The organism is Hymenobacter sp. UYAg731 (assembly GCF_054061335.1).
Map to the genome: position 1 here is coordinate 592,383 of NZ_JBSSEC010000001.1, position 13,019 is coordinate 605,401.

A 13,019-nucleotide genomic window follows, 5' to 3' on the forward strand; every position below is an offset into this window, starting at 1 on the left:
ATGCGTCTTTCAGGCGACTATAATTAGCCTCACCTTGCTTTTCAGCCGTAGAAGAGGGTTATATCTTCCTCGCTTATGCCTTTTCGCTACGTTCGCGCCCTCTTCGCCGGGCTGTTTCTTACTGCTTCGGCCCCCGGTTTCGCCCAAGCCCCGGCCCACACCGTTTTCCTGCTGGGCAACACCGCCCAGGCCGAGCTGCCCGCCACTCGCTTCAAACTGCTGCGCGCCGCGCTGGAGCAGCAAAAGGGACCTTTCACCGTGGTCCACCTCGGCGACATTGTGGGCAACACCGGCCTCGTAGCCAAGGGCGACACCGCCCTGGCCCAGGTCGAGCGTGACCGCGCCGATGCCCTAATTGCGCTGGTGAAGGGCTTGCCGCAGGGCAAAATCTATTTCTTGCCCGGCGATAAGGACTGGGCCAACTCCGGCCCCGCCGGCCTCAAAGCCGTGCGCCGCCTCGAAAAATACATCGAGAAGCAGCTGCCCGGCCAGAATGCCTTCATCCCCACCAACGGCTGCCCCGGCCCCGAAGTAGTAGACGTGGCCCCACTGGTGCGCCTCGTGGCCATCAACACCCCTTGGTTCACGCACCCCTTCGACCGCCCCGAAGCCCCCGATACCGACTGCAAAACCCTCACCAAAGAGGAATTCCGCGAGCAACTCCAGGACATCATCGACGAAACCAAGAACAAGAACGTGCTGCTACTGGGCCACCACCCGGTCGTCACCAACGGCGTGTACGGCGGCCACGAGCCGCTTTCGCGCCACCTCAGCCCGCCCGTTTTCGGCACCATTTACGCTGCCTACCGCCAGAACGTGGGCACCCCGCGCGACCTAGCCAACCCGCGCTACCAGGAATTGAAAAAGGAGTTGCTGAACACCCTACAAAGCAACCCCGGTGTGATTTACGCCGCCGCGCACGATTACAGCCTGCAAGTCACGCCCTTCCAGGGCAATTACCACATCGTAAGCGGCAGTTTTGTTGAAAGCGAGCATGTCGGCGCAAAAGGCCAGTCGCTTTACAGCAAAAGTGAGGAAGGCTACACCACCCTCGAATACTTTGCCGACGGCACCGTGAAGACGCACGTTTTCAACTTCGATGACAAAGGTACGGCGGCTAAGGACGCCTACACCGCCACCCTCTTCCGCTCAGGCTGCGCCGACGATGGCGACCAGAAAGCGCCTGCCAACCCGTTCATCACCAATTGCCCCGGCTCGACCAAAACCGTAGCCGAAGCCAAGTCCGACGCTCCTTTTCAGGCCACGACCACCGTAGTGCCCGGCCCGGAGTACAAGCCTACCGGTAGCAAGACGTTTTTCATCGGCGACATCTACCGCTCCTCCTGGCTGCAACCGGTGACGGTGAAAACGCTGGATTTGAACACAGAAAAAGGCGGCCTGCGCCCCACCGGCAAGGGCGGTGGACGCCAGACGACTTCGCTCAAGCTCATCGCGGCCGACAGCGCTGAATACGTTTTCCGCTCCGTGGACAAGGACGTGACCAAGATTCTGCCGCCCGAGCTGCGCAATTCCATTGCCTCGGATATTCTGCGCGACGTGACGGCCACGGCCAACCCGTACTCCAACCTGCCCATCAGCTACATGCTGGACCAGACGGACATTCTGCACGCCCGCCCGCGCCTGTTCCGCCTGCCCGATAACCAGCAACTCGGCCCCTACCGCGCCGACTACGCCAACCTACTTGGCACCCTCGAAGACTCGCCCAAAGACCCCAAGCCCAACCTGCCCGGCTTTGGCGGCTCCGATGAGGTGACGCGCAGCTTCGGTCTGTTCCGCAAGCTCTATAAGGACCACGACAACAAGGTGGACGCTCCCGCTCTGGCCCGCGCCCGTGCCTTCGACATGCTGGTGGCCGACTTCGGCAAGCACGAAGACAACTGGAAGTGGGCCGGCTACAAGCAGAAGGACGGCGGCACCCTCTACCGCCCCATTCCGCGAGACCGTGACCAAAGCTTCACCCTTTGGAACGGCTTCCTCACCTACCTCGCCAACCGCGAGTGGGCCGTGCCCAGCATCGAAGGCTTCAACGACCAGTTCGAGGATATGAAAAGCCTGAACTGGCCCGCCCGCCACCTGGATAGGTTCCTACTGCAAAACCTCACCCGCGAGCAATGGCAGGAAACCGCCAAATACCTGCAAGCTAAAATCACCCCCACCGTTATCGACGGGGCCACGGCCCAGCTTCCGGCCGAAATCCAGTCCTTGTCGGCGCAGGATATCAACCGCAAGCTCAAAGCCCGCATCCAAGAATTGCCCAAGGCCATTGACGAGTATTACCTGCTGCTGGCCAAGCGGGTAGATGTCGTGGGCTCGAATAAAGGCGAGGTGTTTCAGGTGAACCGGATGCCCGACGGCCAGGTGCGCGTGCAGATGTTCGACCGCGCCGGCGACACCGAAAACCCCAAAGGCGCGGCTCTGTTCGACCGCACCTTCAAGCCCAGGGAAACCGAAGAGGTGTGCCTGTACGGCCTCGGCGGCAAGGATATTATCACCGTCACCGGCGAGGGCGGTAAGCATAGCATTCTGGTGCGCGTGATTGGCGGCGACGGCAAGGATAAAATCGCCGACAACTCCACCGCTACCGGCCTGCGCGCCCGCACCAAAATCTACGACCTGCCCGACACCGAAATGCAGCTCGGCCCCGAGTCGGATAACCGCACCAGCACCCGCCCCGGCGTGAATGAGTACGACCGCGAGCAGTTTGAATTCAACTCTTACAAGCCCAGCATCGGCCTGTTCTACAACGCCAACGATGGGTTCGGGGCCAGCGCGGGCATAACGTTCCTGCGCCAGGGCTTCCGCAAGCCGGGCTACAAGAACATGTACTCGTTCGACGTGCAGGGCAGCGCCAATGGCCTGTTCCAGCTCACGGCCAGCACCCGCCACCGCTACGCCATCGGCAAAGTTGATGTGGGCGCGACGGCCAGCTACGGCAATTACTTCCCCTTCTACCGCTTCTTCGGGCTGGGCAACAATACCGGCTTCGACCAGACGCTGTACGACAATAAGTTCTACAACGCCCGCTACCAGGGCTACACCGTGAATGCGTTTCTGGAGCGCACCTTCCTCCAGCGCAGCGTCATCCGCGTCGGCCCCACCTACGAGAACTACACCAGTAGCTTCGGCGACAATACCTACCTCGGCACCATCAACACCCGCCCCGCCGACGTGCGCCCCAATACCAGCCAGCAGCAGCTAGTGGGCCTGAACGGCGTGTTCGACCTTGACCTGCGCAACCGCCCCAGCTTCGCCCAGCGCGGCGTCCGCATCCGGGTGCAGCACGACAGCTACTACCAGCTTACCAACACCAAGAGCAATTTCGGCCTCGCCCAGGGCTTCGCCGAATACTATGGCACGGCCAAAATTGGCCTGCCTGTTACGCTGGTACTCAAAGGTGGCGGTGCGAAAAACTACGGTCCCGACAACGATATTCCCTTCTACAAATTCGCCAGCATCGGCCAGAACGAAGGCCTGCGCGGCTACTACCGCAACCGCTTCAGCGGCGACGCCAGCCTGTACTACAACACGGAGTTGCGCCTCGCCCTCGGCCAAGTCAAAAACGGCTTCCTGCCCTTCTACTACGGCGTGTTCGGCTTCTACGACCAGGGCCGTGTGTACTACCAGGGCGCCTCGCCCGGCGGCTGGCATTCGGGTTACGGCGCGGGTTTCTACATCGCCCCGGTGGTTGAAACCCTGGCCTTCGCCGTGTCCTACCAGAAGTCAGTGGAGAGCTCGCTCATTCAGTTCGGCCTGGGCTTCCGCTTGGATAAGTAGTGGAATTTACCGGGGCGGCCAACTTCTCCAACCGCCCCAGCTGCCATACTGCTGACCAGTACCGGCCATTGGCCGAGTGCCGGGCCGTCCGATGTAACCTTCGGGTACCTTAGGGGTCTATGCTGGTATGGTCGGGCAAAACCTGCCCGGTCTTTTCCGGCTCCTCTCATATGTTCTCTCGGCTTCGCGCCTTGTCTCCATTGCGCAACCAACCCAGGGTCGCCGGATTACTACTTGCCCTAAGCTTTGCCCGGACGGGTTCTGCCCAGAATGCTCCGCCCCTGCCGTCGTCCGCCGATATGGTGGACGTGGCCCGGCTGGCTTTCCCACGCCTGGAAGCGCACGATTCCCTTTCGATGCAGCGCGGCCAGAAAGCCCTGCTGGTGGTGCCCGTGCTCGGCTACACCCAGCAAACCGGCGGCATTGCGCAGCTGGCCTTCAGCCTGGCCTTTGCCCGCCCGGGCGCTAATGTGTCGACGGTACTGGCCGGGGCGGCCTACACCGCCAACGACCAGCTCATCATCACGGCCACGTCCTCCATCTGGCTGCCCGACAACCGCTGGTATTTCGTGGGCGACTGGCGGCTGATGCGCTACCCGCAAAGCACCTACGGCCTGGGCATGTATACCTCCACCACCGACCGCGTGGTGAGCATGAACTACGATTACCTGCGCATTTACGAAAGCGCCCTGCGCCGCGTGGCTCCCGCCTGGTACGCCGGCCTGGGCTACCAGCTCGATTACCACTGGAACATCGTGAGCCGCAATGCTTTTCGGGAGGTGAGCCGGATTTCGCGCTACCGTTATGGGGTCGAGGGCACGTCCGTGTCATCGGGGCCGGTGCTGGCCCTGCTGCACGACAGCCGCGCCAACGCCATCAACCCTCAGGGCGGCGGCTACCTCAACACCCAGCTGCGCACCAATCTGAAAGCCTTCGGCAGTACCACCGCCTCCGAAATGCTGCTCGTGGATGCCCGCACCTACCTGCACCCGTCGCCCCGCTCGGCCAATATCCTGGCCTTCTGGTCCTACAGCGCCGTTACCATCGCCGGCAATCCACCCTTCCTCGACCTGCCCAGCACCGGCTGGGACACGTACAGCAATACTGGCCGGGGCTTCATCCAGGGCCGGTTTCGGGGCGATGACCTGCTATACGGCGAGGTCGAATACCGTTACGGCATCAGCCGCAACCGCCTGCTGGGCGGCGTGGTCTTCGCCAACGCCCAAAGCGTGACCGAGCAGGAAAGCCGGCGCTTCGAGAAAATAGTGCCGGCCGCGGGAGCCGGCCTGCGCATCCGTCTCAACAAGGTTTCCCAGACCAACCTGGCCATCGACTACGGCTTCGGGGCCGACGGTTCCAGTGGCTTGTCGCTGAACCTGGGCGAGGTTTTTTGAGTAAGTACGGGTTCAACAAGAATGCCCGCCAGGCTGCCAGAATCGATGCCTAAAGCCCCGCCCGGCGGCTTACCTTTGGCTTTTACTTATTTCCCCGCCCTGCATGAATTTCCCCCTTCGCAAGCTCGCCGCCATTGATATTGGGTCCAACGCCGTTCGTTGTCAGATATCGGCCGTGCTGTACTACGAAGGCCGCTATCGCCTCAAGCGCGTGGAATACGTGCGCTTTCCCATGCGCCTGGGCGAGGACGTATTTGCCAGCGGCGAGATTTCGCCCGCCAAGGAGGAAAAGTTCGTCAAATTCCTGCACTCCCTGCGCCTGCTGATGGAAGTGCATGACGTGGCCCACTACCTCGTGTGCGCCACCTCGGCCATGCGCTCGGCGGCCAATGGCGCGGCCATCGTGGCCCGCGTGCGCCGGGAGCTAGGCATGGAAATCAAGGTAATCGACGGCGAGGACGAAGCGTTCTATATCAATCGCGTCATCGAGCACGTACTGGAGGACAAGCGCCACTACCTGCACATCGACGTGGGCGGCGGCAGCACCGAGTTCAACATCTACCACGACCGCCGCAAGGTGGCTGCGCAGTCGTTCGAAATCGGCTCCATCCGCCGCATGCAGCAGGAAGAAAGCGGCCTGGCTGGTACCGAAGCCCAGGCCGAGCTCTGGACCCGCATGGAAGCCTGGGTGCGTCACAACGCCCGCAAATACCACGTCACCCGCGCCATCGGCACGGGCGGCAACATCAACAAAATCTACAGCCTCACGTCCTCGGCCCCCGACAAGCACATTACCCGCCGCAGCATCGAGGCCACCCTCAACCGCCTCGCCGGCCTCACCATGACCGAGCGCGTGAACGTGGCCATGCTCAACCCCGACCGCGCCGACGTCATCATCCCCGCCGGCCACATCTACCTTTCGGCCATGCAGTGGGCCAACGTTACCACAATGGTCGTACCCGACATCGGCCTGAAAGACGGCATGCTGCAAGCCCTGTTCGAGGAGTTTTTCGACGAGCTCAGCCCCGAAGGTGGCCACCCCGCCATCCTCCCCGTGCCCGACATGCAGAACAGCCCGGCCGAGATGGAATAAGAGTTAAAGCGACCATTCTTGATAGGTGATAAAGCCACTTTAACGCTTGCGTTCTATACAGCAAAAAGCCCCGACACGATACAGTGTCGGGGCTTTTCTATTTTAACAACAGCTTGGTCACCTCTCAGGTCCGGTTGCTTCGAGCGAATGGATTGCCGCTCTGCGCTCGCAATGGCAAGCGGATGCTTACACTTTTGCCGCGTTCACCGCCGCTTCGTCGATATGGCCCACGGGCGTGGCATCATCGTCACAGGCTTCATCGGGCTCACAGTCGCCATTCTCGCCGCCTTCCCCGAAGGAATCGTCCCGCGCACTGGCTTCAAGGGCCTCTACCACGCTGAGTGCCGCTGCGGCTTCCGAGGCCTCCAGGGCGGCGGCCACATCGGCGCGGCGCTGAGCCTGCACGCCCAGCAGGGCCAGCAGGCCCTCGGCCGTGGCGGTAGCCAGCTGGGCCTCATCGCGCTTGAAAAAGTCCTTATGCACGTTTACCACCGGCTCGCCGGGGGCGGGGTGCTGCCGGATGTAAGCCCCGTCTTCCCGCATCACGTAGCTATTCTGATTATCCATCATATTCATCATCAGAATATTGATGGCTTCCCGCTTCAGCTGCGGATTCACAATCAGAAACAGCGCCTCAATGCGACGGTCGAAGGAGCGCACCATAATATCGGCCGAGCCGGCGTACACCTTGGCATCGCCGCCGTTGTGGAAGTAGAACAGGCGCGTGTGCTCCAGGTACTCGCCCACGATGCTGCGCACCTCAATGTTCTCGCTCAGGCCCGGCCGCCCCGGCCGCAGGCAGCAAATGCCCCGCACGATGAACCGAATGGGCACGCCCGCCTTCGCCGCCTTGTAAAACTCATCGATAATCTCCTTGTCTTCCAGCGAGTTCATCTTCATTACGATGCCGCTGGGCAAGCCTTTTTTGGCGTGTTTCACTTCCTCCCGAATGAGGTGGATGAGTTGCTGCCGCATGTCCTTTGGCGCCGTGATGAGGTACTCATAGTCGTCAGGCTGCGAGTGCCCGGTAATCACGTTAAAGAATTCCGACACGTCGTGGCCATACACGTCGTTGGTGGTCAGCAAACTAACATCGGTGTAAAGGCGCGAGGTTTGCTCATTATAATTGCCCGAGCCGATGTGGACGTAGCGCGTCACCTTCTCGCCCTCCTTGCGGATAATCATGAGCAACTTGGTGTGCGTCTTGTACTTACTCACTCCATAAATCACGAAACAGCCGGCCTTTTCCAGCCGCGCGCCTTCCCGAATGTTCTTCTCCTCATCAAAGCGCGCCTTCACCTCAAACAGCACCGAAACGTGCTTGCCGTTCTCCGCTGCCTTCAGCAGCGCCGCCGATACGCGCGAATCATCGGCCAGGCGGTAGATGGTTTGCTTGATGCCCAGTACGTGCGGGTCTACGGCCGCCTGCTCCAGCAGCCGCACCATCGGCTCGATGCTGTTGTAGGGGTGGTGCAGCAGCACGTCGTGGTGCTTGAGGTATTCAAACAGATTGTCGTCGGCTCCTTCGGGCAGGCTCAACGGCTGCACCGAAGCCGGCGTTTTGGTGGCGCGGCCCCGGAAATTGGGATGGCGCACAATCTGCCACAGCCCTTTCAAGTCAATCAGTGAATTGATAACGAATACGTTGCCGTTGTCGATATTCCACCGCTCGCGCAGCACGTTCATCAGCACCACCGAGGCATTGGGCTCCACCTCCACGCGCACTACACGGCCACGCTTGCGGGTTTTGAGGCCCACCTGAATTTCCTTGATGAAATCGTTGTCAATGTCATCCGATTCCTCCAGCGTGAAATCCCCGTTGCGGGTGATGCGGAACAGGTCGGCCGATACAATCTCCACGTTGCGGAACAGGCGCGGCAGAAACTCGCGCACCACTTCCTCAATGGGCACGAAAATGACTTTATCCTTGCGCGTGAGCTCAAAAAACCGGGTCAGGTTCTGCGGAATCTGCACGAAGGTGAGGCGCTCCTGCCCTTTCTCGGCCTCGCCATCCAGTCCCACCGCAATGCCGTTGCCAATGCGCGTGACCACCCCGTAGATGAGCATCTGGTTCATCATCAGCGGAAACCCGTGGTACGAGTCGTACACCATCGGCGTGAGCAGCGGGAACACGGTGTTCTTAAAGTAGCCGTCGGCCTTCTTCACTTCCAGCTCCGTCAGGTCGCTCATCTTGAGAATGTTGAAGCCGTTCTTCTCAAAGTTGGGCTTCAGCTCATTCAGATACGTCAGACTCTGGTCGTTCACAAAACGGTGCGCGAAATCAAGCAGCTTGCGCCGAAACGGCAGCTCGCGCAGGCCCGAATAGTCAATCCGCTCCTTACCGTAATCGAGGTAGTTGTACAGCGAGCCCACCCGAATCATGAAAAACTCGTCCAGGTTGGAGCTGGTGATGGCCAGAAACTTGAGCTTATCAAACAGGCCCCGGCTGGCGTCCTGCACCTGGTCGAGCACGCGGTAATTGAAGCGCAGCCAGCTCAAATCGCGGCTGATGTATTTGCTTTTGCGGATAAGGTCGGCGGACTTGAAGAGCTTCATAATGGATAAAGATGACGGAGCAAAATACGTGAAATATGCCCCGTGAATAACACTTTACGCGGAAATAATAGCGGTGGCCTCAATTTCGACCAACAATCGCGGGTCAATCAGCGCCTTAACTTCCAGCATGGACGCCGCGGGCCGAATGGCCGCAAAAACTTCGCCGTGCGCCCGTCCCACGGCCTCCCACTGCGAGATGTCGGTCACGAACATGCGCGTGCGCACCACATCCTCAAACGATGCACCGGCCGCATTAAGTGCCGCTCCTATTTTTTCCAGCACCCGCTTGGTCTGGGTGTAGGCATCGGCACCGGTCACGGTGTCACCGTCCTGCGCGGTAGTGCCGGCCACTTCCACCACGTTGCCCACGCGCACGGCCCGGGAGTAGCCCACCACGGCTTCCCAGGGTGCCCCGGAAGAAATCAATTGTCGCATTGCCCAAGCAAAAAAGGGTAAAAGAAAAGGCCCGCTTTGCAGCGGGCCTTTTTACTGAAACGCAAGCTATACGTCCAGTTTCGCGTACTTGGCGTTGCGTTCGATGAAGTCCCGTCGCGGGGCCACTTCGTCGCCCATCAGCATCGAGAACAAGTGGTCGGCTTCCGCCGCCGATTCCACGGTTACCTGCTTCAGGGTGCGGGTCATGGGCTGCATGGTGGTGGTCCAGAGCTGCTCGGCGTTCATTTCGCCTAAGCCTTTGTAGCGCTGCACGTTCACCGTTTCGGGCTTGCCGCGGCCCAGGTCGGCCTGGGCGGCCATGCGCTCCTCTTCGTTCCAGCAGTAGCGCTCCTCTTTGCCGCGCTTCACGAGGTAGAGCGGCGGTTGGGCGATGTAGATGTAGCCCCGGTCCACCAGCTCGCGCATGTAGCGGAAGAAGAAGGTCAGAATCAGCGTCCGAATGTGCGAACCGTCGATGTCAGCGTCGGTCATGATGATGACCTTGTGGTAGCGCAGCTTGCTGAAGTTCAGCGGCCCCGATTCGGTACCGTCGTCCTCCGTGGTGAAAGCCAGCGACTTGCGCTCGTTGAAGCTCACGCCCAACGCGGTAATCATGTTCTTGATTTCCTCATTTTCCAGAATGCGGTGCTCCTGGGCTTTCTCCACGTTCAGGATTTTGCCGCGCAGCGGCAGAATGGCCTGAAACGCCCGGTTGCGGCCCTGCTTAGCCGTGCCACCAGCCGAGTCTCCTTCGACAAGGTACAGTTCGCAGATTTCGGGGTCCGACTCCGAACAGTCGGCCAGCTTGCCCGGCAGGCTGTTCGATGACAGCACGCCTTTGCGCTGCACCATGTCTTTGGCCTTGCGGGCGGCGATGCGGGCCTTGGCGGCCAGAATCACCTTCTCCATGATGCGGTTGGCCTGGTTAGGGTTCTCGTCCAGGTATTGGGTCAGGATTTCGCCCACCACCGAGTTCACCGCGCCGCTCACTTCGGAGTTGCCCAGCTTGGTTTTGGTCTGGCCTTCGAACTGCGGCTCCATCACCTTCACCGAGATAACGGCCGTGAGGCCTTCGCGGAAGTCGTCGCCGGTGATTTCCACCTTGGCTTTCTCGAACAGCTTGTTCTTGTCGCCATACGATTTCAGCACCCGCGTTACGGCCGAGCGGAAGCCCGCTACGTGCGTGCCGCCCTCAATGGTATTGATGTTGTTGACGTAGGAATAGACGTTTTCCTGGTACGAGGTATTGTACTGCAACGCCACTTCTACCGGCGTGCCGCCCTTCTCACTCTCCACGTAAATGGGCTCCGAGAGCAGCGAAGGCCGTTGCTCACCGTCGAGGTACTGCACGAAGTCGCGCAGGCCGCCGGTCGAGAAAAAATCGTCGCCGCGGAAGCTGCCGTCTTCCACCGTTTCACGGCGGTCGGTGAGGGTAATGCGGATGCCTTTGTTGAGATACGAGAGGTCGCGCAGGCGGCCGGCTACCTTGTCGTACTGGTACACGGTTTCGGTGAAGATGCTGGCATCAGGCAGGAACTGCACTTCGGTGCCGTGCTCGTCGGTGTCGCCCACTTCCTTCACCGGGTACTGCGGGAAGCCGATTTTATACTCCTGCTCGTACATGTGGCCATTGCGGCGCACAGTCACTTTCAGGTCGGTGCTGAGTGCATTCACGCAGCTCACGCCCACGCCATGCAGGCCGCCGGATACTTTGTATGAGCCTTTGTCAAACTTGCCGCCGGCGTGCAGCACGGTGAGCACCACTTCCAGGGCCGATTTACCTTCCTTGGCGTGCCAGTCCACGGGAATGCCGCGGCCGTTGTCGCGCACCGTCACCGAGTTGTCCTCGTTGATGGTCACGTTAATCAGGTCGCAATGCCCGGCGAGGGCTTCATCAATCGAGTTATCGACCACCTCCCACACCAGGTGGTGCAGCCCTTTCAGGCCCGTGTCGCCGATGTACATGCTGGGCCGCTTGCGCACGGCCTCCAATCCTTCGAGTACTTGAATACTGTCGGCGGAATAATCCGACTGGGGGATTTTCTCTTTCGTTTCGCTCATGAGGGCGGGATTAAATCAGGTCATAAAACCGCCCCACGGGCGGCTAGGTACTGAACACTCAAAAGTACATATTTAATCCCATTTTGAGTATTTTTCGCGGTATTTATCCTCGGATTTTTTCATTTCCCCCTGCCCCGGAAACGGGTATTCGTCGGGGGCTGCCAGGGCCGGTAAACCGGCACAAAAAAGGGCCTTGCTCCGGAGAGAAAGGCCCTTTTTCGAAACAAGTTAGCCACTTATTCAATCACCACTTTTTGGGTGGCCAGGCCAGCGTCCGTGCGGATTTGCAGGGTATATACGCCGGTTTTCTCGCCGCTCAGGTCGAGGCTGATTTTGTGCGAGCCGATAGTGGCCGCGTTGAGGGTCTGCGACTTTACCAGACGGCCCAAGGCGTCCGAAACGGTGAGCAATGCGCCCGTTTTCAGCTCCGAGCCCAAGTCCACGTTGAACACGCCCGAAGCGCTGGGGTTGGGGTACACGTTCAGGGCACTTTGCAGGGCCGCGTTGCGGGTAGCAGTTGAAGGGCTGGTGCGCGAGAATTTGTATATGCCACCTACGCCGTTAACGTCCGTAGCGGCACCGCCATACCCCACCACGGAGCCCGAAGTGGTGCCTGCGATAAAATCAGCCGAAAAATAGCCCTGGCTGGTTGTCATGTTGGTCCAGTTAACGCCGTCAGTGCTATAAGATGAGCCAAAATCTTCCGCGATTGCCGGAGCAGAAGCGGGGAAGCGCTGGCCTACGCTGTAATACACACCGTTTACTGCGTCAATGTCGAAACGGAACAGGCTGCCCGTAGGCGTATTATTGGGCGCTATCTGCGTCCAAGTTGCGCCACCATCGCTGGTACGGGCATAAGTTATGGACGAGATAGTAGCTGGCGTACCCGAAGTATTGTAGCCATACGCAATGCCATTGTTGGCATCTTTGAAGGCGATTTTATCAACAAGGTACGTTATCGGGGTTGGGGTTGAAGCCGTCCAAGTCAAGCCCTTATCGGTCGATTTGAACACTCGAACCTGCGAAGTCTGATTTTGCGAAGCCATTCCCACCCAAATGGTGTTACCTATCGAGAAGAACGCCCCAGCGTTGCCGTACTCGTCGGTGAGCGGAGTGGGAATGTTGCTGGTGAGACGCACCCAGTTATCACCACCGTCGGTGGTACGCAGAATTTCAAAGGCTCCACCGGTAGGGTCGCCCAAAGCGACGCCCGTGGTGGCATCGAACATGTGTACCCAGTTGCAAAAACCACCCTGAAACTGCGCGGGCGTCGTTTTCTTAGTCCAAGTCTGACCACCGTTGGTAGTCTTCACAATCTCGCCGCCGTAGAGGGAAGTGTGAGCATTGTCAAAAGTGCTGCCCGGATAGGCGCAGGCGACTGCGGTAGTAGCACTTATCCCGCTGATATTGCCAACCGTGGCGCTGTTGGACGGGCCTTGAGTTACCGAAATATCGCCCCAGTCAAACTGGTCACCGGCTGCATTGTTGCTGCGGATGTACGTGGTCGGAATGGCACCGGCCACCCGGTTGGAAGTTACCCCCCAAACCATGGTTGCTGATAACGTATTGAGGCTAACGATACTGGATTCGCTCAGGATGTTGCTGGTAGGGGTATTAACAAGGGTCCAGGGATTAGTTTGCGCATGAGCATGACCGGTAAACCCAAGCAGGCCCAAAAAGAGTAA

At 59.7% G+C, this 13,019-nt stretch carries 7 protein-coding genes; 3 read left to right on the forward strand and 4 right to left on the reverse strand.

The features are described from left to right. Positions 1–75 precede the first annotated feature (75 nt). From ACVWYF_RS02560 to ACVWYF_RS02570, 3 genes are all read left to right on the forward strand, one after another. The gene (locus tag ACVWYF_RS02560) at positions 76–3,795 is read left to right on the forward strand and encodes a hypothetical protein (RefSeq protein WP_457064301.1); all 3,720 of its coding nucleotides are present in this window, start codon (positions 76–78) and stop codon (positions 3,793–3,795) included. A 170-nt stretch (positions 3,796–3,965) separates the two neighbouring features. After that, the gene (locus ACVWYF_RS02565) at positions 3,966–5,189 is read left to right on the forward strand and encodes a BamA/TamA family outer membrane protein (RefSeq protein ID WP_457064303.1); all 1,224 of its coding nucleotides are present in this window, start codon (positions 3,966–3,968) and stop codon (positions 5,187–5,189) included. A 103-nt stretch (positions 5,190–5,292) separates the two neighbouring features. Further along, positions 5,293–6,282 (forward strand): Ppx/GppA phosphatase family protein, encoded by a 990-nt coding sequence (locus ACVWYF_RS02570; RefSeq protein WP_457064305.1) that lies wholly within the window; start codon positions 5,293–5,295, stop codon positions 6,280–6,282. Positions 6,283–6,468: 186 nt separating this feature from the next. Here the strand turns inward: ACVWYF_RS02570 and ppk1 are convergent, their stop codons facing one another. The 4 genes from ppk1 to ACVWYF_RS02590 form a co-directional block, all read right to left on the reverse strand. Beyond that, positions 6,469–8,838 carry a polyphosphate kinase 1 gene (gene ppk1 / locus ACVWYF_RS02575; RefSeq protein ID WP_457064307.1) on the reverse strand — a complete coding sequence of 790 codons (2,370 nt, stop codon included), beginning with the start codon at positions 8,836–8,838 and terminating at the stop codon, positions 6,469–6,471. Positions 8,839–8,892: 54 nt separating this feature from the next. Continuing rightward, positions 8,893–9,273, reverse strand: coding sequence for a RidA family protein (locus ACVWYF_RS02580; protein ID WP_457064309.1), 381 nt, complete (start codon positions 9,271–9,273; stop codon positions 8,893–8,895). A gap of 66 nt (positions 9,274–9,339) precedes the next feature. Beyond that, the gene (gyrB, locus tag ACVWYF_RS02585; protein WP_457064311.1) at positions 9,340–11,334 is read right to left on the reverse strand and encodes a DNA topoisomerase (ATP-hydrolyzing) subunit B; all 1,995 of its coding nucleotides are present in this window, start codon (positions 11,332–11,334) and stop codon (positions 9,340–9,342) included. Positions 11,335–11,570: 236 nt separating this feature from the next. Then, the gene (locus ACVWYF_RS02590) at positions 11,571–12,884 is read right to left on the reverse strand and encodes a T9SS type A sorting domain-containing protein (RefSeq protein ID WP_457064313.1); all 1,314 of its coding nucleotides are present in this window, start codon (positions 12,882–12,884) and stop codon (positions 11,571–11,573) included. Positions 12,885–13,019 lie beyond the last annotated feature (135 nt).

Coding starts and splice junctions, on each gene's coding strand:
- ACVWYF_RS02560 (WP_457064301.1), top strand. CDS start 76: ATGCCTTTTCGCTACGTTCGCGCCCTCTTCGCCGGGCTGTTTCTTACT.
- ACVWYF_RS02565 (WP_457064303.1), top strand. CDS start 3,966: ATGTTCTCTCGGCTTCGCGCCTTGTCTCCATTGCGCAACCAACCCAGG.
- ACVWYF_RS02570 (WP_457064305.1), top strand. CDS start 5,293: ATGAATTTCCCCCTTCGCAAGCTCGCCGCCATTGATATTGGGTCCAAC.
- ppk1 (WP_457064307.1), bottom strand. CDS start 8,838: ATGAAGCTCTTCAAGTCCGCCGACCTTATCCGCAAAAGCAAATACATC.
- ACVWYF_RS02580 (WP_457064309.1), bottom strand. CDS start 9,273: ATGCGACAATTGATTTCTTCCGGGGCACCCTGGGAAGCCGTGGTGGGC.
- gyrB (WP_457064311.1), bottom strand. CDS start 11,334: ATGAGCGAAACGAAAGAGAAAATCCCCCAGTCGGATTATTCCGCCGAC.
- ACVWYF_RS02590 (WP_457064313.1), bottom strand. CDS start 12,884: ATGGTTTGGGGGGTAACTTCCAACCGGGTGGCCGGTGCCATTCCGACC.